Here is a 21,594-nt window from a genome sequence, read left to right as displayed (position 1 = left end):
AGGGGTGACACGGACTCCTTGACGATGGCAGGAACGATTTCTCCAGGTCTATCGAAAGTTTCTGGAGGTTACGTTCAGGCGAGCTGAACGGTGAAGGGGGAATGGCGAGGGGGGACGGCGAAGGGGGAATGGTGAAGGGGGAATGGCCGGGCTGGAGGGTCACCGGCCGCCGTCGGCTGCCGCATCCGGTGGCACGGCCAGGCCCGCGGCCACCCGCCGGAGCGCCGCCAGCACCCGCTCCAGCCCCGGCGCCCCTTCCGCCCCGCGCCGCACCGCCGCCACGACGTGCCGCCGCGGCTGGTCGGCCCGCAGCACCCGCACCGCCACTCCGGACTCCGCCATCCCGGACTGCGCCACCCCGGACTCCACCGCTTCAGACTGCGCCGCTTCGGACTCCACCGCTTCGGACTGCGCCGCGGCGACGGCCTCCCGCCCCGGCCCGGTCCGTCCCCGCGCCCCGGATCCCGGCCCGGTCCGGCCCCGTACCCCGGACATCGCCATCCGGGGCACCAGCGCGACCCCCATGCCCGCACCGACCATGGCCAGGATCGCGTCCCAGTCGGCGGCGGCGTGCGCCCGCTCCGGCACGAAACCGGCGTGCTCGCACGCGGCCGTCGTGATCTGCGACCAGGGGCCGCTGCTGCCGTAGATCCACTGCTCGCCCGCCAGGTCGGCCAGCCGCAGCCCCGGCTCGTCCGCCAGCGGGTGCCCGGCGGGCAGCGCCACGTCCAGCGGGTCGGCGAGCAGCGCGAGGCGGGTGAACTTCGGGTCGCGCGGCGTGGGCGCGTGCGCGGCCAGCGAGAGCGCGAGGTCCACGCTCCCCTCCGCCAGCAGCTCGTACGCCTCCGCCGCCTCCGCCTCCCGTACGGACACCGCGAGGCCGGGGTGCGAGCCGCGCAGGTCCCGTACGGCGGGGACCACCAGCGCGGGAATCGAGGTGGAGAACGCGCCCAGCCGCACCTCTCCCGCCTCGCCCTGGAGGTAGCCGAGCAACTCGGCGTCCGCGCGCTCCAGTTGCGCGAAGACGGCTTCGGCGTGCCGCAGGACCAGGTGCGCGGCGTCCGTCAGGCGTACGCGCCGGCCGTGGGCCTCCAGGAGCGTGACCCCGAGCTGCCTGGCCAGGCCGGACAGCTGCTGCGAGACCGCCGAGGGCGTCAGGTGCAGCGCTTCGGCGGCCGCGGTGACCGTGCCCAGCTCGTGGAGGGTGCGCAGGATGCGCAGCTTCTTGATGTCCCAGTCGGCCATGCGGGCAGCGTACGCAGCGTACGCACCCGGCGGGCTTGGCCCGCCCCGCGCCGCCCGGCGGGCCTCGCTACCCCCGCGCCGCCCGGCGGGCATCGCGCGCCGCCAGACGCTCGTCGAACTTGCGCGCCTGGTCGTCCAGCCCGCCCATGAACATCCCCAGCTCCTCCTGCGCCCGCAGCCCGGCCGGGCCGAGGCCGCCGATCTCCAGCACCTTGAGGTAGCGCAGCACCGGCTGGAGCACGTCGTCGTGGTGGATGCGCAGGTTGTAGATCCCGCCGATCGCCATCCGGGCCGCGGCGCGCTCGAAGCCCGGCATGCCGTGACCCGGCATGCGGAAGCCGGTGACCACGTCCCGTACGGAGCACATGGTCTGGTCGGGAGCGAGCTCGAAGGCGGCGGCGAGCAGGTTCCGGTAGAAGACCATGTGGAGGTTCTCGTCGGTGGCGATACGGGCCAGCATCCGGTCGCAGACCGGGTCACCGGAGTGGTGGCCGGTGTTGCGGTGCGAGATGCGGGTCGCCAGTTCCTGGAAGGCGACGTACGCGACCGAGTGCAGCATGCTGTGCGCGTTGTCGGACTCGAAGCCGGCCGACATGTGCGCCATACGGAACCGCTCCAGCTCGACCGGGTCCACGGCCCGGCTGGTGAGCAGGTAGTCACGCATGACGATGCCGTGCCGGCCCTCCTCCGCCGTCCAGCGGTGCACCCACGTCCCCCAGGCGCCGTCCCGCCCGAAGAGGGAGGCGATCTCGTGGTGGTAGCTGGGCAGGTTGTCCTCGGTCAGCAGGTTGACCACCAGGGCGATCCGCCCTATGTCGGTGACCTTGGACTGCTCGGGGGCCCACGGTTCGCCGCCCATGACGCCGTCGAAGTCGCGGCCGTCGCTCCAGGGCACGTACTCGTGCGGCATCCATTCCTTGGCGACCTTCAGGTGCCGGTTGAGCTCCTTCTCGACGACCTCTTCGAGTGCGAACAGCAGCCGGGTGTCGCTCCAAGCGGCCTGGCCGCGCTCTCCGGCGTGGCGGTCGGGGGCGATGGTCACGGGGACTCCTGGGGACGGGGGTACCTACGGCTCCGTAGGTTACGCCATCGTAGGTTAGGTCCACATCAAAACAACCCTCTGGCGGAATCCCGCCCTCCGCGGAGGGGTACCCGCGGAGGGGAGGATTCCGCAGGCCCCGCCGGATCGTTTCCCGGGCCATGCAAAAAGGGCGCCCGCCGGTTCTCGCGAACCTGCGGGCGCCCTTGAAGAGGCGTGGATGGAGCCCTGGATCAGCCCTTGGACTGCTTGCGGGACTTGTCACCGGCCATGACCAGGCCGGCGATGACCAGGAAGAGGACGATGGGGGCGGCGACATAGAGGCCGAGCGTCTGGACGACACTCAGGCCCGGACCCGGGTCGTCACCGTCGTCGCGGGTGAGCGCGAACGCGGGGGACGACATCAGCAGCATCAGCGCGGTGCCGGCCGTGATGGTTCCGGCGCGCAGGGCGTTCTTCTTGACCAGATTGCTCACGAGGTCAACGTATCGGACGTCTTTCACCCTCGCGCGCCCGGGGTCGCCTAACGGCTGACCCGGCCGTTCCGGGGCGGGACCAGGGCTGGACCAGGGCCGGATCGGGGCCGGGAGAGGACCGGGACAGGCCCCGGGAGAGGACCGGGAGAGGACCGGGAGAGGACCGGGAGAGGACCGGGAGACGCCCAAGAAATGGCCGGGACAGGTGGGCGGTCACCGTCGGGACAGGCGGGCGGTCACCGTCGGGACAAGTGGGCGGTCACCGGCATCAGGTGCGGTGCGGCACGGGCCCCGAGGACCCGTACGCGTACGGCGTCGGCGGTCACCGGCGCGCGCAGCGCCAGGATGCGCCGGTGGCCGACGGTGGTCCCTCCGGCGATCCGCCGCCACGTCCCGCCGGTCCGCGCCTCGACGGCGAACCGTTCCACCCGCTGTCCGTACCGCAGGTCCTCCCCCAGTCCGACCCGGTCGAACGTGACACCGCCCGGCCGCGCGCCCGGGGCCCGGCCGCCCGCCAGGAGATCGCGGCCGTACGTCTCCCGTACGGACCTCCCGAAGGCGGTGAGGGCGGCGACGTCGGCCTCACCGATCCGGCCATCGCGGCCCGGCGGCACGTTGAGCAGCAGCGACGCGTTGCGGCCCACGCTCTTCTCGTACAGGTCCAGCAGCCGGCCGGGCGTCTTGGGACGCTCCCAGGGGTGGTGGAACCAGCCGGGCCGGATCGAGACGTCCGCCTCCGCGGGATACCACTGGAGGTACTTGGTGGCGGGTGCGAGCAGCTTGGCGCGGGAGCCGATGTCGGCGTCGGCGGAGTCGTTGGGCAGCCCGCCGGAGAGCACCGACCAGGGGTCGACGGCGGACGGGGTGACGCTCCACTCCGTCTCGCGCGCCACGCCCCGCTCGTTGCCGACCCAGCGCACGCCCTGCGGCCCCTGGAAGACGACGGTGCGCGGCGAGAGGCGGCGGACCGTCTCGAACCACTGGCGTACGTCGTACTTCTGCGTGACACCGGCGTCCGCCCACGGGTTCGCGCCGTCCAGCCACAACTCTTCGACCGGACCGTATTGGGTGAGCAGTTCGTAGACCTGGTTGAGGTAGTACGTGTCGTAGTCGTCGGCGCGGACGGTGAAGGAGGGCAGCCGTCCGTCGCGTACGGCGGCGGCGCGGTCGTCGCCGGGGACGAGGGTGGGGATGGTGCGTTCGGTGACGGCGCTGCCGTTGCCGAAGCGGCCCAGTCCGGCGGGCGCCCGGCCGCGGTCGTCCAGGGCGACCCGTTCGGGAAGGCTCAGCTGCTTGCCCTCGGCCTGTTTGCGCCCGATCTCCTCGACCCAGCGCGCGTGCCAGGCGTGCGGCAGTTCGGCGCCGTCGGAAGGCGACAGGTAGAGGCCGACGTCGAGCCCGGCCCTGCGAGCGGCCCGCACGTACGCGCCGACGACGTCCGGCTGCCCGGGGCTCGCCCGGACGGTGTGCGGGGTGTAGCGGCTGGGGTAGAGCACGAAGCCGTCGTGATGCTTGACGGTGAGCATGACCTGTTCCGCGCCCGCCGCCTTGTAGGCGCGCATCCACTGGTCCACGTCGATGCGCGGCGGCGCGAACCACTTCGCGTCCTCGGTTCCGGAGCCCCACTCACGGCCGGTGAAAGTGTTCATGCCGAAGTGCGTGAACGCGGTGACCTCCCGCTCCTGCCAGGCGCGCTGCGCCGCGGTCGGTACGGTCCTGGCGGCCTTCTCGATGATCCGCGCGGGGGTGTCGCAGGGCTCGACGGTCATCTGGGAGGCCGGGCGTACGGGGCCCGTGCAGGGGCTCGCGGCGGGCCGGTGGGCAGCGGGCCGGTGGGCGCCGGCCCGGAGCGGAGTGCGCGGGTCCGACAGGGCTGACGGAGCTGACGGGTCCGACAGGGCTGACGGGGCCGACGGGGCCGACGGGGCCAGCGAGGCGAGAGCCTCGGTGACGGTGAGCGCGAAGACGGTGCACAGGCGGGCGCGCGGCCCGCTTCCTGCCGTGGTTCTTGCTGCCGTGCTTCTCGCTGCCACGGTTCCCGCAGCCATGGTTCCCTCCAACTCCCCGGCCCCGATGGGTCGGATCTCTTGGATGGCGTCCACGGCATGGTGCCGTACGGCCGCAGCGGCCGGAAGAGCGGTGCGCACGGCCGGAAGGCCGGTACGGGCCACCGGTCACCCCACTTCCTCCCGGCCCGACTACCGCCGCGACGTGCGCAGTTCGCTCATCAGCGCATGGAGCCGGGGCGACGCGGCGATCTCCTCCAAGGACAGCGGGCGCCCCGCAGGGCCGGTGATCGGCAGCCGCCAGTTGGGGTATTCGTCCCATGTTCCGGGGAGGTTCTGCGGGCGCCGGTCCCCCACCGCGTCCGGCAGCCACACACCGACCATGCGGGCGGGCGTGCGCAACAGGTAGCGGTGCAGCGCCTTGACCGCCGCTTCCTCGTTTCCCCGCCCCTCCGGCAGCAGCCCCAGCCGGTGCAGCACCTCCAGCCACTCACCGACCTCGACCGCCTCCGCCGCCTGCTCCTCCTGGAGTGAGCGGTCCAGCAGTCCGAGGCCGTGGCGGAGTTCGGCGTGCTGCCCGGTCAGCCGGGCCGCCGTACTGGGCAGGTCGTGGGTGGTGACCGTGGCCAGGCAGCCGGCGCGCCAGTCCCCGGGCGGCAGCGGCCGGGCCGGCTTCTTCGTGTAGTCGCGTTCGAACCACAGCACGGAGGTGCCGAGCACGCCCCGTTCGGCCAGTTCCGTACGGACCACCGGCTCGACCGTCCCCAGGTCCTCGCCGATGACGGCGGCGCCCGCGCGGTGCGCCTCCAGGGCCAGGACGGAGAGCATCGCCTCGGCGTCGTACCGCACGTACGTGCCCTCCGTCGGCGGCCGCCCCTCCGGCACCCACCACAGCCGGAACAGGCCCATGACGTGGTCGATGCGCAGCGCACCCGCGTGCCGCAGCATGCCGCGCAGCAGGCCGCGGTACGGGGCGTAGCCCTGAGCGGCCAGCGCGTCCGGCCGCCAGGGCGGCAGTCCCCAGTCCTGGCCGCGCGAGTTGAAGGCGTCGGGTGGCGCGCCGACGGACATGCCGGCCGCGAAGGCGTCCTGCTGGGCCCAGGTGTCGGAGCCTGAGGGGTGGACGCCGACGGCCAGATCGTGCACCAGCCCGACGCCCATCCCGGCCTCGACGGCGGCGCGCTGGGCGGCGGCGAGCTGCTGGTCGGTGAACCACGCGAGCCGGCTGTGGAAGTCGATGCGGTCCAGCAGGCTGCCGCGCATCCGTGCCGTACGGGCCGAGCGCGGGTCGTCCAGGCCGGACGGCCAGCCGCGCCAGTCGGACCCGTAGCGCTCGGCCAGTGCGCACCAGGTGGCGTGGTCCTCCAGGCTCGTGCCCTGCTCGGCGAGGAAGTCGCAGTAGGCGGCGCGCCGGCCGGGGCTGAGCGGCACCTTCCAGAGCAGTTCCAGCGCTTCCTTCTTCAGCTCCCACACGGCGTCCCGGTCGATCAGCGCTCCCTTGCGGAGCACCGCTTCGCGCAGCTTCCGGGCCCGTACGAGCAGCGCGTCGATCCGGCGGCGGGCGGGGCCTTCGAGGTAGCCGAACTCGGGGATGTCCTCGATCCGCAGATGGACGGGGTCGGGGAAGCGGCGCGAGGAGGGGCGGTACGGCGAGGGGTCGGTGGGCGCTCCCGGTACGGCGGCGTGCAGCGGATTGATCTGTACGAAGCCGGTGCCGAGCGCGCGTCCGGACCAGGCTGCCAGGTCGGCGAGGTCGCCCAGGTCCCCCATGCCCCAGGAGCGGCCGGAGAGCAGGGAGTAGAGCTGCACCATGAAGCCGTGGGCGCGGGCGGGCGGCGCGGGCATCCGGTCGGGGGCGACGATCAGGTGGGCGCGGGCGGAGCGGCCGTCGGGCGTGTGGGCGCGCAGGGTGTGGATGCCGAGGGGGAGGCGGCCCACGTAGTCGCCCGGTCCTCCGGTGCGGCCCTCCGGACCTCCGGTGCGGGCTCCCGGTCCTCCGGGACCTCCGGTGCGGGCTCCCGGTCCTCCGGTGCGGCCTCTCGGCCCTCCGGCATGGCCGCCGCGTGCTCCGGCGGGGGTCCGGGGCGGGTCCGGGTTCTTGTCCGGGTCCTCGTCCGCCGGGTTCCGGTCCGTCCTCTTCGACGCGGCCCTCTTGAGCGTGGCGTGATCCGGGGTACGGCCGAGGGTTCCGTCGCGGCTTCGGCGCGGTGTCCGGGTGTCGTCGCGGCCCGGGTCCCGGGCAGGGGGCTCGTACGCGTACCCGGCGCGGCCTCCGGGGTCCGGCCCCCAGTCGAGCACCTCGCCCGACTCGGTCTCCACCCGCAGGGCGGTGCCCGCGGGCAGTCGGGACAGCTTCGGGGGGCGGCCAGGGCGCACCACGACGGTGGGCGGAAGCAGGGCACGGCCCGCGCCGTGGTCGTACGCCTCCAGAGCGGCGCGTACGGCGTGCGGAGTCGAGGCGTCGACGCCGAGCGCGGCGAGAACGGCGACGACGGTGTCGTCACCGACGTGTTCGGTGCGTCCCGGTGCGGGCTCATAGGACGTGCACACACCGTGCAGACCGGCGAGCCGCGGTCGGCCCATCAGACCTCCATGGACTCCGTGCCCAGGCCGGCCGCGGTGGGCTCGCTGGTCAGCGGCAGCTCGGCGGCGATCGGGGACTCACTCGTGAGCGGGGCGGCGTCGGCGAGCGGGGGCTCGCTGGTCAGGGGCGGTTCGCAGAAGCAGAGGGAGCCGGATCCGTCCAGGCCGGAGTCGGGGTCGGACACCCCGTCGAACAGATCCGGCTCGACGGGTTTTTCCGGCTCGGAGGGTTTGACGCGCTCTGCCGGGTACTCGGGGGCGGACGACAGTGCGTCGAGGAGAAGCTGAGCGGACGCGGCCACGGAGGGCCTCCCGTTCGTCGGTAGTGGGACACGACCTGCCCTACCCACTCCGGGCGGGCGCAGACGTATCCATTCAATCAACGTGGCCCAGGTCACACATCCCTCGTGCAGGCGATTTACCGGTGGCGGACGGGTGACGGCGCAGGGATGCCCCCCGTACGGGTGTTCCGGAGAAGATCCTTCAGTGCCGCGGAGAGTCGGATTGCTCCTGCAACGGCCCCGCCCCGATCCCGGGCCCACCCCCGGGCCCATCCCCGGTCCCACTCCCTCGGCCGACCCTCGGAACACGCCGCGACACGCCGGTCGCACAGGGCAAACCAGGCACTTCGCCTCCTGGCGTTGACACTCTCACCGCCACAGTGGTGGGCTCACTGCCGAAGGCTTGTCCGGCGGGGTTCCACGGGGTACGAGGCCCCGCCGCGGCAGTCGGCTCAGGGGCGCGCGACCGCGGAGCGGCCGGGCTGGGTGGACCGGTGCGGCACCGGTCCACCGGGTGAGTAGGAATACGGGGACTGAGGAGAGAGCGTGCGAGTCCGGAGCGGCGTTCGGGACGCCGGAAGGATCGGCAGGCAGGGCGAGGGGACCGGCGGAGCCGGGAGCGGCGGAACCGGCAACGGCGGCGCGCGACCAGGCAGGACCGGGGCGCCCCCGGGCGGGGCCGAGGAATCCCCGGGCGGGGCCGGGAACGACGGGCTCCACCGGCCCGGAGCCACCGACGCCCACCTGAGCGCCCCCACCAGCATCGGCACCGGCAGCATCGGCCGCTTCGGCGCCGCGCGGGCCGGGGCCCGTGCGCGGGTCGCCGGGGCCACCGCCCTCGCCGCCGCCGTCATCGGCGGGCTGCTCGGGGGCACCGCCCCCGCCCACGCGGCCCCCTTCGACCCGGCTGTCGGCACTCCCGATCTCCCTGGTCAGGACGGCGGCAGCGGCGGCACCGGCCGGGCCGTCTCCGCCGGGCAGCCGCCCGCCGTGTGGCCGCGTCCGCAGTCGATGCGGTCGGCCGGCGCGTCCGTACCGCTGGGCGACGAGGCGACGGTCGTCGCAGCGCCGGACTCCGATCCGTACGCCCTGGACGCGCTGTACGCCCTGCTGCGCGACGCCGGGGTCGGCACGGTCCACGAGGCCGCCCCGGGGAAGGCGCTGCCCGGCAAGGGCCCGGTGTTCCGCTTCGGCGGGCCGGACGCCGATGCCGCGCTGCGGGCCCTGCGCGCCCCCGCCCGCGGGGACCTGCCCTCCGGCGGCTACCGCCTCGCGGTCGGCGAGGCCGCGGGCCGGGACACGGTCGCCCTGGACGGCGTCGGCCCGGACGGCCTCTTCCACGCCGTACAGACCCTGCGCCAGCTCGTCGTGGAGCGCGCCAAGGACCGCGGCGGCAGCGGCGGCAAGGAGCTGGCCCCGGTGGTCGTACGGGACTGGCCCGGCACCGCCGTACGCGGCATGGCCGAGGGCTTCTTCGGCCAGCCCTGGACCCGTCAGCAGCGCCTGGCCCAACTGGATTTCATGGGCCGTACGAAGCAGAACCGCTACCTCTACGCCCCCGGCGACGACCCGTACCGCCAGTTCCGGTGGCGTGACCCCTACCCGGCGGAGCAGCGCGACGACTTCCGCGCGCTGGCCGAACGGGCCCGCGCCAACCACGTGACGCTGGGCTGGGCCGTCTCCCCCGGCCAGGCCATGTGCATGTCCTCCGAGGACGACCTGAAGGCGCTGCGCCGCAAGGTGGACGCGATGTGGGCGCTGGGCGTGCGCGCCTTCCAGCTCCAGTTCCAGGACATCAGCTACAGCGAGTGGCACTGCGACGCGGACGCCGACACCTTCGGGTCCGGCCCGGAAGCCGCCGCGAAGGCGCACGCCAAGGTGGCGGACGCGCTCGCCGAGCACCTCGCCGGGCGGTATCCCGGGGCGGCGCCGCTCACGCTCATGCCCACCGAGTACTACCAGGACGGCTCGACCGCCTACCGCGAGGCGCTCGCGGCCGCGCTGTCCGACCGGGTCGAGGTCGCCTGGACCGGCGTCGGCGTCGTCCCCCGTACCATCACCGGCAGCGAACTGGCCCAGGCCCGTGACGTGTTCGGCCACCGGATGGTCACGATGGACAACTATCCGGTCAACGACTACGCGCAGGACCGTATCTTCCTCGGCCCCTACACCGGCCGCGAACCCGCCGTCGCCACCGGCTCCAGCGCGCTGCTGGCCAACGCCATGGCGCAGCCCACCGCGTCCCGCATCGCGCTGTTCACGGCCGCCGACTACGCCTGGAACCCGCGCGGCTACCGGCCCGGCGCCTCCTGGCAGGCCGCCATCGACGACCTCGCCGACGGTGACGCCACCACCCGGGCCGCCCTGCACGCCCTGGCCGGCAACGACGCCTCCTCGGTCCTCGGCACCGACGAATCCGCGTACCTCAAGCCGCTGATCGAGGCGTTCTGGAAGACTCGCGCCGACGCCACCAACAGCGACGACCGGGGCGACGACGAGCGCTACACCAAGGCCGCCGCCCGGCTGCGTGCCGCCTTCCACACGATGAGCGGCGCGCCGGAACGGATCTCCTCCGGCCTCGCCGAGGAAGTACGTCCCTGGGCCCGCCAGTTGGCGCGCTACGGTTCGGCCGGCGAGCGTGCCGTGGACATGCTGGTGGCACAGGCCCGCGGGGACGGCTCCGCCGCCTGGACCGCGCAGCGCGCCGTCCAGGACCTGCGCAAGAAAATCAAAAAGAGTTCAGTGACGGTCGGAAAGGGCGTTCTGGGGCCCTTCCTCGACCGCGCGATGACCGAGTCCGACGCGTGGACCGGTGCCCGCTCCGACCGCTCCGACACCGCCCCGCCGCCGGACGAGGGCGGTCACCCCACCTCCCTGGCCGTCCCCTTCGGCCGCCCCCGCCCGCTGACCGCGGTCACCTCGCTCACCGAGCCGAGCCCGTCCGCGGCCGGTGTCTCCGTGGAGGCGCACGTCCCCGGCGAGGGCTGGCGCCGCCTCGGCGGCCTCTCCGGCACCGGCTGGACGCAGACCGAGGCGCGCGGCCTGAAGGCCGACGGAATCCGGCTGTCCTGGAAGGAAGGGGCCGCCGCGCCGTCCGTGCACTCCTTCACCCCGTGGTTCGCCGACACCCCGGCGGCGGGCCTGGAACTCTCCCGCGACCGGATCGACGCCGACACCGGCGGCACCTTCTCCGTGGACGCCCGCATCTTCTCCCGCCGCCCCGCCGACGTGGAGGGCAAGCTCACGGCCAAGGCGCCCAAGGGCTTCACCGTACGGGCGCCGGAGCACGTCACCGCCCCGCGCGGCGGCACGGCCACCGCCCGTATCCAGGTGACGGTCCCGCACGACGCCAAGTCCGGCACGTACGAGATCCCGGTCACCTACGGCGACCAGAAGCAGACGCTGACCGTCCGGACCTACCCGCCCACCGCGGGGCCCGACCTGGCCCGCGGCGCCGCGGCCACGTCCTCCGGCGACGAGACCTCCGAGTTCCCGGCCACCGCCGCAACCGACGGCGACCCGAAGACCCGCTGGTCCTCTCCCGCCGAGGACGACGCCTGGCTCCAGTTCGAACTGCCGCAGCCCGCCCGCCTGGGCCGCCTCGTCCTGAACTGGCAGGACGCCTACGCCGCCGCCTACACGGTCCGGGTCTCCACGGACGGCGTCACCTGGCGCACGGCGGCCACCGTCCGCGACGGCAAGGGCGGCCGCGAATCCGTCCGCATGGACGCGAAGGACGCCCGCTTCATCCGCATCCAGGGCGACAAACGCGCGACCCGCTTCGGCTACTCGCTGTGGGGCGTGGAGGCCTACGCGGTGAAGGACTCGGACAAAACGTCCCCGCCGGCGCCGGACAGCGGCAGCGGCAGCGGCAGCGGCAGCGGCAGCGGCAGCGGCAGCGGCAGCGGCAGCGGGCCGAAAGACCGGACCCGGCCCGAGGACGCGCGTCCTTCCGGAGACGCTCCACCGGCCGGCGGAGCGCGAACTCCAGCCCGGCCGTAGCCGCCCACCCCTCGCTCCCCGATCACCGCGCGCCCCCGAGAACTCCCGGCTCACGGACCCCGAGGAATTCCCTTTCCTCTACCGCAACCGGATACGTAGAAATAGTCATGTCCGGGCCGGGAGCGAGGAACACGAGAATCGCGCCACCCCGGTTATGATGCACTATCCGCTGCCGCGGACTCTCTTCATGGGGTGATGGGGGATGACCACAAGGTACGAAGTGGTTCTTGGCCCGGCCGCACGCCGGGTCTTGCTCGGTCTGCGGACCGAAGCCGACCGGAAGGGGCTCGGTGACGCGCTGGCCGCCGAGCTCCACAACGGTCCAAATTCACAAAGCGTGGCCAAGGTCGCTCCGGACGCCGAGTACAGCGCGACTCCGCTGAGCTTCAACGGATATGTGGCAGTACACAAGTTCCTCAACGACCGGGAGTGCGCCACACTGCGCCGCCAGTACGGCCGACGCATAAAGCATCCCGCCATTTTCGTGGCCGACATCCTGACACCCGAGTCGGGATTTCATAACAGAACTCCCTGACACCACAGCGTCACAACCGGCGTCATCCGCAATATCCGGCGCAATATCCGGGGCGAAGGGCAGGGCGACGCCCCGCCGCGGGACGTGCGGGGACAGCGTTTCCACCGTTGCGCCCTTCGCACCGGTTTTCGCACCGGTTTTCGCCTCGGGCTTCGGCGGATTGGCGGCATAGGCGAACACCAACACCCCCGCGACCAGCACCGCCCCGGCCACCGCCAGCTGCCGCCGCAGCATGATGAACGCGTCGCGCACCAGGTAGTAGTTGGCGTAGCTCGTCACAGCCCCCGCGGCCTCGTGCAGGGCGGTGGCCCGTGGCGAAACGGGCGCGGTGGGTGTCAGCCGCGCGGCCCGGTTGGCGTCGCGCAGCTGGTTGTAGAGGTCCGGGACGTCCGCGGCGAGGTGCCCGTACAGCTCGTCGCCGTACGTCGGCAGGTCCTCGTAGAGCTTGCGGAGGGACTCGTGCCGCCGCCGGTCCCGCCGGCTGGGGTGGCGCAGGAAGCGCCGCTCGATGTTCTCCCACTCCAGCTGCGACAGCGTGACCCACTCGTCGGTCAGCAGCTGCGCGGCGCGCAGGATCACATAGCTCGTGGCGGCCAGCGCAGCGGCCACACCGCCGACCGCGACGAGCAGCCGGGGCCACTGATCGGCGCCCAGCGAGCCGATGCTGGTCAGCTGAAGGCCCGCCACCAGCGCCGCCGCGACACCGGCGGCCGCTGTGAGCAGCCACCGGGCCGTGGTCCGCAGGGACTGGGTGGCGGCCGCGAACGCGCTCGCCCCCGCACTTCCAGCCGATGGTGCCGCAGCCGGGTCCGACATGCCTTCTCCCCCCCCGGTGCAGGCAGCGCGCCGGTCCCCTTACGTCCCCGGCCGCCCTCTCGCGCTCATCACCTCTTCGAGCGTCGTGAAAGGTTCTCCCTGCTCGACGTCTTTCTCACCGAGGTCGATGTTGTAGAGCACGCGCGACATATTCTGCTCGATGAGGAATTCCACTAATTGCCGCGTGACGGGTACGACGATGCCGATCACGGCACGGTCGTGGGTCAGCACCAGCGTCCGGCCCGCCTCCCCCGCCTCTTCGATCAGCCGCCCCGAGAGGTCGCCGATCCGTACCGTACGCACCGGCTGCGTGACTCCGGGGCCGTCGAGTGGGTCCGGTGCCGACCGCTCTGCCGACTGCTCCGCAGTGCGCGCGCGGGTCAGGCCGGTGGCGTCGCCCGCGACACGGCCCAGCGCCCCGGCGGCTCGCGCCATTCTGTCGATCTGACGCCCGAGAGCGGCCACCGGTACCCCGAGAGTCATCTCCGCACCCCCTTTGCCGGCTCGCTCGTCGTACACGGCATCGGGCTGCGGGCCCGATGCCAGGTCGGCAGCGTTCGACTGGTCCAGCAATTCATCCAGCAGAACGGACGGCGCGTCACCGGCCAGCTCGGCCTCTCCTTCGATCACGCTCTGCCGCAGTCGGGACCAGTTACGGTCGATCACATGCTCCACCCAGGATACGGACACGGGTATGATGACCCCGATAAGCACCCTGCTGCTTTTTATTCCGACCAGCTCACGCCGTCGGAAACATTCTTCGAGCTGTGCACCTCGTAATTCCCGTATACCTACCATCCTCATGAGCCCCAGCCTTCCCCCTGTGCTCGAACAAAACAGTCCGTTTCGAAAGACCCCCCAAGACCAGGCGAGCTTTTACGAGTATGACACGGGCCGTCGACGCTTGGCTGCAACTGTCGACACTTGGACAAGTGATTCCCGCTACGCCGAGATCAGTAAACTGCTTCCGTGAATTTTGCACATACCTGCGCCCACCTGTACGTGCACGTCATCCCACGGATACGAAGAAACCGAACCGACAGAGATGACTTCCGAAGCGGAATGAACAGTGCGGCGAATAATCCGGACACAGTTCGACGACATCACCGGAAGCACCTTCACGCACGAGCGTGCACCGTAAGCAGACCCACCCCACGGACCCGGCCCGCCACCCTCAGAGGGAGGCGGGCCGGGTCGTACGGACGGACGGAGCGATCGGTCCCGCACGAAGCGATCGGTCCCGCATGGCAACCAAAAAACCCGGACCTATGCCGATACGGCATCGATCCGGGCCAGCGCGTCATCCGCCCCGTACGGCTGCAGATATGGCAGCCATTGGGGGTCCCTATGCCCGGTGCCGATGATCCGCCAGGCCAGGCCCGACGGCGGCGCGGGCTGATGCCGCAACCGCCAGCCGATCTCGGCGACATGCCGGTCGGCCTTGACGTGGTTGCAGCGGCGGCACGCGGCGACGACGTTCTCCCAAGTGTGCTGCCCGCCACGGCTGCGCGGAACGACGTGGTCGACGCTGGTTGCGACGCCACCGCAGTACATGCACCGCCCGCCGTCCCGGGCGAAGAGGGCACGGCGGGTCAACGGGACGGGACCGCGAAAAGGCACCCGCACGAACCGCTTGAGGCGGACCACACTCGGGGCGGGCATCACACGGGTCGCACTGTGCATCAGGGCGCCGGACTCCTCAAGGCTCACGGCCTTTTCGTTGAGGACGAGGATGAGCGCGCGGCGGAGCGGTACGACGCCGAGCGGCTCGTACGACGCGTTGAGGACCAGGACATGCGGCACGGGTGCCTCCTTGTACGCCGGCGGCGCGTGGCTCGCGCCGGGACGATCTCTCCACAGTGTCCCCCGGTGCCTGGTCGGAGCGCCACCATCACCGGGTAACGGGTCCGAGGTGTTTTCGACCACACGCCTTTACTTCCCCCCAAACAGACCCGTAATTGATCCGGTCACTCTCGAACACCGGCGCGGACCGCCTCCGTTGCCCCGTTAGTGTGGTTGGTCTGCCCGGGGCACGGTAAGTCCCGACCCGGGTCTGCTGTCCCACACGGAGGTTCCTGCTGTGTTCTGGTCCGCTTCCCCAGCCGCCACGCCGCCCGGCGCTTACCGCCGGGCGTCGCTCGACGACGCCACGGAGAAGGCCACCAACGCCGCCGGATGGGTGGAGGAGAACTGGGCGACGTGGCTCACGTCCGGCCTGCAGATCACGCTCATCATCGTGATAGCGGTGATCCTGCGGCATGTGATCCGGCGCACCATCACCAAGCTCATAGAGCGGATGAACCGCACCGTGACGGCCGCCCAAGGCACCGCGCTGGGCGGGCTCCTGGTCAACGCCGAACGCCGGCGCCAGCGCTCCGAGGCCATCGGCTCGGTCCTGCGCAGCGTCGCGTCCTTCGTCATCATGGGCACCGCCGCCCTGACGGTGCTGTCCGTCCTCAAGATCAACCTGGCCCCGCTGCTCGCCAGCGCCGGCGTCGCGGGCGTCGCCATCGGCTTCGGCGCCCGCAACCTCGTCACGGACTTCCTCTCCGGCGTCTTCATGATCCTGGAGGACCAGTACGGCGTCGGCGACGAGATCGACGCGGGCGTGGCCACCGGCACCGTCGTCGAGGTCGGCCTGCGCGTCACCAAGCTGCGCGGCCCCAACGGCGCCATCTGGTACATCCGCAACGGCGAGGTCAAACGCATCGGCAACCTCAGCCAGGGCTGGTCCACCGCCGCCGTCGACGTCATGATCGCCCCGGACCAGGACCTGGACCGCGCCCGCGAGATCATCACGACGACCGGCGAGGAGATGTCCAAGGCCGAACCCTGGAACGAACAGCTCTGGGAGGCAGTCGAGGTCCTCGGCCTGAGCGAGGTCCACCTGGACTCCGTCACCATCAGCGTCTCCGCCAAGACCATGCCCGGCAAGGCCCCCGGCATAGAACGCGAACTCCGCTGGCGCATAAAGAAGGCCCTCGACACCGCAGGCATCACCCTGGCCCCCCGCCCCCTCTCCTCCGACGATCCCGCCACCCCCGACCCGACAGCCGCAGTAGCGGCCCCGTCAGCCCTGGCCAGCCCCACATCACCCCAGTCACTGGCCACCACGCCGATACCGCCGCCCAATTTGGGAAAGTAGCCGGACCGCCCGATGCCACCGCCCCGAACCGGCTTTCCGGTTCGGGGCGGTGTCGCATGAAAGGGGTTGCGGTTTTCTTCCCTAGCCTCAGGCCTCGGGCAGCATGAAGTCGTAATAGCCGGTCGGTCCGGCGAGCACTGCCTGGAAGTACAACGGCTCACCGTCGCTGTCCAGCGGAACCTCATGACCGGCAACGCGCGTAAAGCCCAGAGAGAGCTGGGGAACATACGCATAGAGCGTCTCGTCCAGAACGGTGAGCCCCATTTCCTCCAGACGCTCCAGCAGTTTCCGGGCAGGCGTACGGAAGACGTCGACACCTCGGAAATGAACAGTGATTTCCTCGGAGCCGGGACGCGGGATCCACACTTCCGCCGATGTGAGGGTCGCGCCGTCCTCGCAGTGAAAGACGATCTCGAACTGCTCGTGCAGGGCGGTGACCTTCATATAGCGGACATCGTCGGCGGATCCCTCATCCTGGACCTTGACCCGGCCGAACTCCGCAGCCGCCGCCTTGACCGCCTCGGTCGTCATGCCGAACGGGAAGCCCGTGATGCCCCGAGGGGGGTTCAGTTCGATGTCCATGTCCGTCATTGTAGGAGACACGTTCTGACTTTCCACCCGTTGTCCGACAAATATTTCTGAAAGTGCTTGTTGTGCGGAAGACTGTCGACCATCTCCTTGATGGCGGCATCGTACTTGCTTCCGTGCTTACGCCGGATCTCGTCGATGTCCATCTTCATGGCCTCGTCGATCTTGCCCTGCGCAATCAATGCCTTTTGATCGGCGCGCCACTTCACGGCGCGAGGGCCCGAACCCGTACTGACGAAGTCTCGATGATCATCGTAATGCATACGGACCGCCGGCCCGTGCTGTTCAGGAAGAGGAGTGTTACCGATCCCCTTGTAAGTGGCTTTCGCGGGGACATGGTTGCGTTCATAGCGGTTGTTATCACTGCCGTCGGTCCAGTTGCTCGGCCGCATGTCGTAATAAGAACCGCCCCATCCGACGGGCTGCCTTTTCGTCAGACCCAGCGGATCGATCCAGAACAACGGATTAGGGACGTAGGAGTGGGGGTTCGGGCCGCCGTCCAGGCCGAGCGGGTCGGAGCTGATGTACCGGCCGGTGGACGGGTCGTAATAGCGGAAACAGTTGTATTCAAGACCCGATTCGTCGTCGTGATACTGACCGGGCCGTCCCAGCGGACAGGTCCGTCGCCTGCCGGTGGCTCCGGGCAGGTAGTCGCCCCACAGGCCGGAGTGGTCGGCCCAGATGATCCGCCCGTCAACGGAGACCAGTTCAGCGGGTTTGTCCGCCAGGTCGGTGACGATGGCGCAGAAGGACTCACCGGTCGTGTGCTCCTCCGGCGGCCGGCCCGGGTGCCAAGTGCGCTCGGTCTGGGCGACGGCGTTCCACGTGCCGGGTTCCCAGTCCCAGGTCAGAGCGTGCGTCCTGCCGTCGGCCCGGGAGCGGCACTGCTCGATCAGCCGAGTGCCCTCCCACGCGAACACGTGCTCTTCAGCACCCGCGGTACCGTCGGCCCCATCCGTTACCCGCCGCTTGCCCGTACGCCGTCCCAGCGGGTCGTAGCTGTACGTCCACGAGCCGCGGTCGGGGGTGTCGATCCGGACAAGCTGGTCCTGACCGTTCCAGGTGTAGTGCCACTCCCGGCGCTTCCCGGACAGGGTGCGGACCCGCCTTCGCGCAAGACGGCCCCTGTCGTCGTACTCGTAGGACGTGCGGCCGGCTGAGAGCAGGAGCGTGCCGGAGTGGATACGTTCCCCAGCGGTGCTGCTCTCGGGTGCGCGGGTGTCGTGGGCGCGGGTGATGTTGCCCAGCGGATCGTAGGCGTATTGCTCGCTCCAGGACGGCGCGCTGACACGCGTGACACGGCCGGCCGGAGTCAGTTCGAAATCCTGTCGGCCGCGCAGCTTGTCGGTCACGGTCGTCGGCATGCTGTCGGCCCGGTACCTGTAGGCCCTCTCCTGCACGCTGGTGTACTCGCCGTTCCCGGCGGTTGTCCGGCCGACGGACCAGACGGACTGTGCGGTGAGCCGGTCGCAGTCGTCCCAGGTCTGTGTCAGCGCCGCGCCATCGCCGATGAGGCGAGTGGTCTCCCGGCCGGCCGCGTCACGGGCAAAGGCCAGGCGGCCCGCCGGATTGGCGAGGCCGACCGGCTGGTCGTTGTCGTCGTAGGTCCACGTGGAGACCAGCCCGGTGGGCGTGGTGCGGCTGGTGCAGCGGCCCAGCGCGTCGAGTGTGTACCGAGTCGTGCGACCGTCGGTGCTCTCGCTGAGGACGCGCCCTGCGGCGTCACGGACGTACTCGATACGGCTGTTCTCGTCCTCAATGGTCTTCGGCAGGCCGTGCTCGTCGTACGTCAGGACGGTGGTCGTGCCGTCGGGGCCGCGGTGCGCTGTCAGCTGACCGAGTTCGTCGTAGGTGTACGTGGAGCTTCGGCCGGACGCGTCGGTGGTTTCCAGCAATTGGTCGGCTCCATCGAGCCGGTACGTGAGGCTGTGACCGTTGAAGTCGGTCTCGCCGACCAGGTGTCCGGCGGCGTCGTAGCGGTACTGCCACGCGGCGCCATGAGTGGTGACCGACAGGAGCCTCAGCTCGGTGTCGTAGGTGAAGTGGTGTACTTCTCCGTCGGGCAGGGTCCGGCTGGTGACCTGCCCGAAGGAACCGATCTCGAACCGCGACACCGCCCCTGCCCGGTCGCGGTGTTCGACGAGGTTGCCTTCCGCGTCGTGGCGCCACTCCTCCACCGCCCCGTCCGGGTGGATACGCCGGGTGACCTCTCCCTCGGTTCGGTACTCAAGGCGGGTGGTGGTGCCCAGCGGGCCGGTGAGGGCGGTGACACGGCCGAAGGCGTCGTGATCGGCCCGCGTCACGTTTCCCATCGCGTCGGTCACTGCGGTGACCAGCCCGGCGGCGTTGGCCGTGACGTGTTGCGTCCGGCCGAGCGGGTCGGTGATCGAGGTCAGGCGGCCATGGCCGTCGTACTGCCGGACCGTTCGGGCTCCGGCCGCATCGGCCGTGCTCAGCAGGTTTCCGCGGGCGTCGTAGGTGAACGCGCACAGCACCGTGTCATCACGTCTGACGGCAGCCAGCCGGCGCAGCGTGGTGTAGTCGAGTTCGACGACGCCGCCGTCGGGTTCGGTGATGCGGACCGGGTCGCCGTTCGCGTCCAGATCGAACCGCACCGTCCGGCCTGCCTCGTCGGTGCGGGAGACGACGCGGCCGAGAGAGTCGTACTCGGTGTGCGTGGTGTGCCCGAGCGGGTCGACCGTGGTCGTCACGCGCTGCTCTTCGTTGTAGTGGTACTCCGTCGGGTGACCGAGACTGTCCGTCACGGTGGTCACCCGGCGGACGGAGTCGTAGCGGAAACCGGCGGAGAGTTCTCCTCCCTCTCCGGTGCCACGGACCACGCGGCCGCTGTCGTCGTACTCGTAGGAGTAGGCACGACCGTTACGGTCGAGGCATGCGACGATCCGGTCCGCGTCGTCGTACTCGTACTCGTACGGCAGACCGGTCGAGTCGACGACACCGGCCAGTTTGCCGTCCTCGGAGTATTCGTAGGCGACGACCGGTATGCCCTGGCCGGAACTGCTTCCGTCCAGCAGCCGCAGTCCCTTGATGCGCGGGCCCACGGCAGTGTGCGTCGTGTCGACGACGACCCGGTACCCGCCGCTGTGAAGGACTTCGGTGGGGTTTCCTTCCTCGTCCCGGACGAAGGAGATGTGGTGGTCGTTACGGTCCGTCAGCCCGGTGATGGCACGGGTGGTGCGAGACGGGCCGGTGACCGTGCCCGACGGAGCGAAGCTCCGGGTCCACCCTCGGTCCGGGTCCTCGATGCGAATGGTGTCCGTGTGCTGGTCCCAGGTCAGCGGCCAGCGGGCCCCCTGTTCGGGGAAGACCTGCTCGCCCGCACGGGCCGGGAAGGGGTAGTGCAGGACTTGCGCGTCGTCGCCGGCGTAGTGGATGCCCGTGCTGCCGATCTCGACGCGCTGGTCGAGGGTGGAGGACCAGCCCGGGCCGTACAGCCGCCCGCCCGCGTAACCGGACGCGTACGCCCTGCGCAGCATCAGTGGCAGAAGTCCGGGGAGCACCAGATCACGACTGTTGGTGATCATCTGGCCGGAAACCACGTCCACGGGGTCGCCGGCGGTATGGCAGCCGATGTTCCCGTGCGAGGACTGCCCGCCCTTGCCGAGACCGGCGAGTGACCCGTCGCGCTTGCCCGGGTGGCCGTTCCCGGTGCCCTTTCCGGCGGAAGCGAGGGAGGTATCAGGAGCCTTCGGGTCCTTCTTCCCTCCCTTGCCGAGGCCGGAGAAGTGGCTGGAAAGTTTCTGATCGTTCTCCCGGTGGTTCTTGGCCATGGTCCGGACGCCGCGGGTCATGTTGTCGTCGAGGTGTTTGGCGGACTTCTTGACCGCGTCCTCTATGCCGTCGATGACCTTGTCGAGCATCGTGTTGGCGGCGTCGGCGATGGGGTCCTTGCCGCGGGTGCGGCCGTGGTGGGACTTGGCTCGGCCGATCTTGCCGCCGGCGGTGTTGCGGAAGTGGCCGCCGGCGCTCTGCAGGCCGGTGACGGCCTTGTCGTGGGCGTCGTGGTCGAAGGTGAAGCCGCCGCTGCCGGAGCCGGGACCGCCGCCCGCGCTCAGGAGTTGCATCGAGCTGCCGGCGGAGTCCTTGGCGCCCTGGACGCCCTGGCTGAAGCCCTCCTTGCCGGCTTTGGCGGTCCGGCCCAGGTCGACGCCGTCCTTGACGCCCAGCGCGTTGGCGCCGAGCTGGACGACGAGGTCGCCCACCATCGCTCCCAGCGCCTCCTCGACGGGGGTCAGGGCGATGCTGACGACCTGTTCGGCGACCTGCTGGCAGGCCTCCTTGAAGAGGCGTCTGACGATGACGCGGGTGGCCTGGGTCGCGCCGAGGGCGCCGAGTTCGGACAGGCCGAAGGTGAAGGGGGCGGCGGCCTGGGCGGCGATGACCTCGGCGGCCAGGATGCCGAGCTGGACGATCGCGCCGAGCTTGGCGCCCTCGATGAGGACGGCGACGCCGTCCAGGGCGGTGGCGGCCAGTTCGCCGCACTGGGCGAGTTTGGTCAGATGGGTGCCGTTGATCTTGCTCCAGTGGGCGTTCAGCGCCTCCGCGGCCTGGCCGCCGCCGGACGAGGAGACCAGCGCCTCGACCGCCTCGTGGGCCTGGCCCGCGCCGTTCTCGATGTCCCCGGAGAACTCCCGCATGGCCGTCGCCATCTCGCGGTAGTCGTCCTCGTCGACGTTCGGCCACGACACCCCGATGATGTCGAGGACCTCGTCGGCCCATCCCGGCAGTACGACACCCATGCAGAACACGCCCCCCGTTGAGCACATCCGTTCACGCTGGTAACGGTCCGGAGGACGCTGCCACCTGCGTAAACGGTTCTTCAAGGGGAGAATGAGCCGACATCTTCGGCAGATCCAC

General features: G+C 70.9%; 13 protein-coding genes. 2 read left to right on the top strand and 11 right to left on the bottom strand.

What is annotated here, in order from left to right:
• Positions 1–159: 159 nt before the first annotated feature.
• The 6 genes from A6A06_RS13190 to A6A06_RS13165 all read right to left on the bottom strand — a co-directional run bounded on the left by A6A06_RS13190 (position 160) and on the right by A6A06_RS13165 (position 7,651).
• Positions 160–1,245, bottom strand: a complete 1,086-nt coding sequence (locus tag A6A06_RS13190; protein WP_073761393.1) for a LysR family transcriptional regulator — start codon at positions 1,243–1,245, stop codon at positions 160–162.
• Between the two features lie 67 nt (positions 1,246–1,312).
• Positions 1,313–2,287, bottom strand: coding sequence for an acyl-ACP desaturase (locus A6A06_RS13185; RefSeq protein WP_073761392.1), 975 nt, complete (start codon positions 2,285–2,287; stop codon positions 1,313–1,315).
• Between the two features lie 230 nt (positions 2,288–2,517).
• Positions 2,518–2,760, bottom strand: a complete 243-nt coding sequence (locus A6A06_RS13180; protein WP_073761391.1) for a hypothetical protein — start codon at positions 2,758–2,760, stop codon at positions 2,518–2,520.
• A gap of 236 nt (positions 2,761–2,996) precedes the next feature.
• Positions 2,997–4,808, bottom strand: a complete 1,812-nt coding sequence (locus A6A06_RS13175) for an alpha-L-fucosidase (RefSeq protein WP_443333740.1) — start codon at positions 4,806–4,808, stop codon at positions 2,997–2,999.
• 150 nt (positions 4,809–4,958) lie between these two features.
• Positions 4,959–7,349 carry a 4-alpha-glucanotransferase gene (malQ, locus tag A6A06_RS13170; RefSeq protein ID WP_073761390.1) on the bottom strand — a complete coding sequence of 797 codons (2,391 nt, stop codon included), beginning with the start codon at positions 7,347–7,349 and terminating at the stop codon, positions 4,959–4,961.
• Positions 7,349–7,651, bottom strand: coding sequence for a hypothetical protein (locus A6A06_RS13165; protein WP_073761389.1), 303 nt, complete (start codon positions 7,649–7,651; stop codon positions 7,349–7,351). The genes malQ and A6A06_RS13165 overlap by 1 nt, the downstream gene beginning before the upstream one ends.
• Positions 7,652–8,407: 756 nt before the next feature.
• Here A6A06_RS13165 and A6A06_RS13160 point away from each other — a divergent pair.
• On the top strand, positions 8,408–11,632 hold the full coding sequence (locus A6A06_RS13160; protein ID WP_199930911.1) for a beta-N-acetylglucosaminidase domain-containing protein: 3,225 nt from the start codon (positions 8,408–8,410) through the stop codon (positions 11,630–11,632).
• Between the two features lie 328 nt (positions 11,633–11,960).
• Here A6A06_RS13160 and A6A06_RS13150 read toward each other — a convergent pair whose 3' ends face one another.
• The 3 genes from A6A06_RS13150 to A6A06_RS13140 form a co-directional block, all read right to left on the bottom strand.
• Entirely contained in the window at positions 11,961–12,983 is a 1,023-nt protein-coding gene (locus A6A06_RS13150; protein ID WP_073761387.1) for a hypothetical protein, read from the bottom strand.
• 39 nt (positions 12,984–13,022) lie between these two features.
• Positions 13,023–13,658, bottom strand: a complete 636-nt coding sequence (locus A6A06_RS13145) for a hypothetical protein (RefSeq protein WP_199930853.1) — start codon at positions 13,656–13,658, stop codon at positions 13,023–13,025.
• Positions 13,659–14,249: 591 nt separating this feature from the next.
• Complete coding sequence (locus tag A6A06_RS13140) at positions 14,250–14,786, bottom strand: HNH endonuclease (protein WP_073761385.1); 537 nt, start codon at positions 14,784–14,786, stop codon at positions 14,250–14,252.
• A 277-nt stretch (positions 14,787–15,063) separates the two neighbouring features.
• Here A6A06_RS13140 and A6A06_RS13135 point away from each other — a divergent pair, with 277 nt between their 5' ends.
• Positions 15,064–16,128, top strand: coding sequence for a mechanosensitive ion channel family protein (locus tag A6A06_RS13135; protein ID WP_073761384.1), 1,065 nt, complete (start codon positions 15,064–15,066; stop codon positions 16,126–16,128).
• 87 nt (positions 16,129–16,215) lie between these two features.
• Here A6A06_RS13135 and A6A06_RS13130 read toward each other — a convergent pair whose 3' ends face one another.
• The gene (locus A6A06_RS13130) at positions 16,216–16,710 is read right to left on the bottom strand and encodes a hypothetical protein (protein WP_073762121.1); all 495 of its coding nucleotides are present in this window, start codon (positions 16,708–16,710) and stop codon (positions 16,216–16,218) included.
• Positions 16,711–16,715: 5 nt separating this feature from the next.
• Positions 16,716–21,476, bottom strand: a complete 4,761-nt coding sequence (locus A6A06_RS13125; RefSeq protein ID WP_199930852.1) for an RHS repeat-associated core domain-containing protein — start codon at positions 21,474–21,476, stop codon at positions 16,716–16,718.
• Positions 21,477–21,594: the final 118 nt, after the last annotated feature.

It is taken from the genome of Streptomyces sp. CB02923, from assembly GCF_001905005.1.
Taxonomy (GTDB): Bacteria; Actinomycetota; Actinomycetes; order Streptomycetales; family Streptomycetaceae; genus Streptomyces.
Note: the sequence above shows the minus strand (reverse complement) of the source record. Positions and strands in the feature narration are given on the sequence as shown.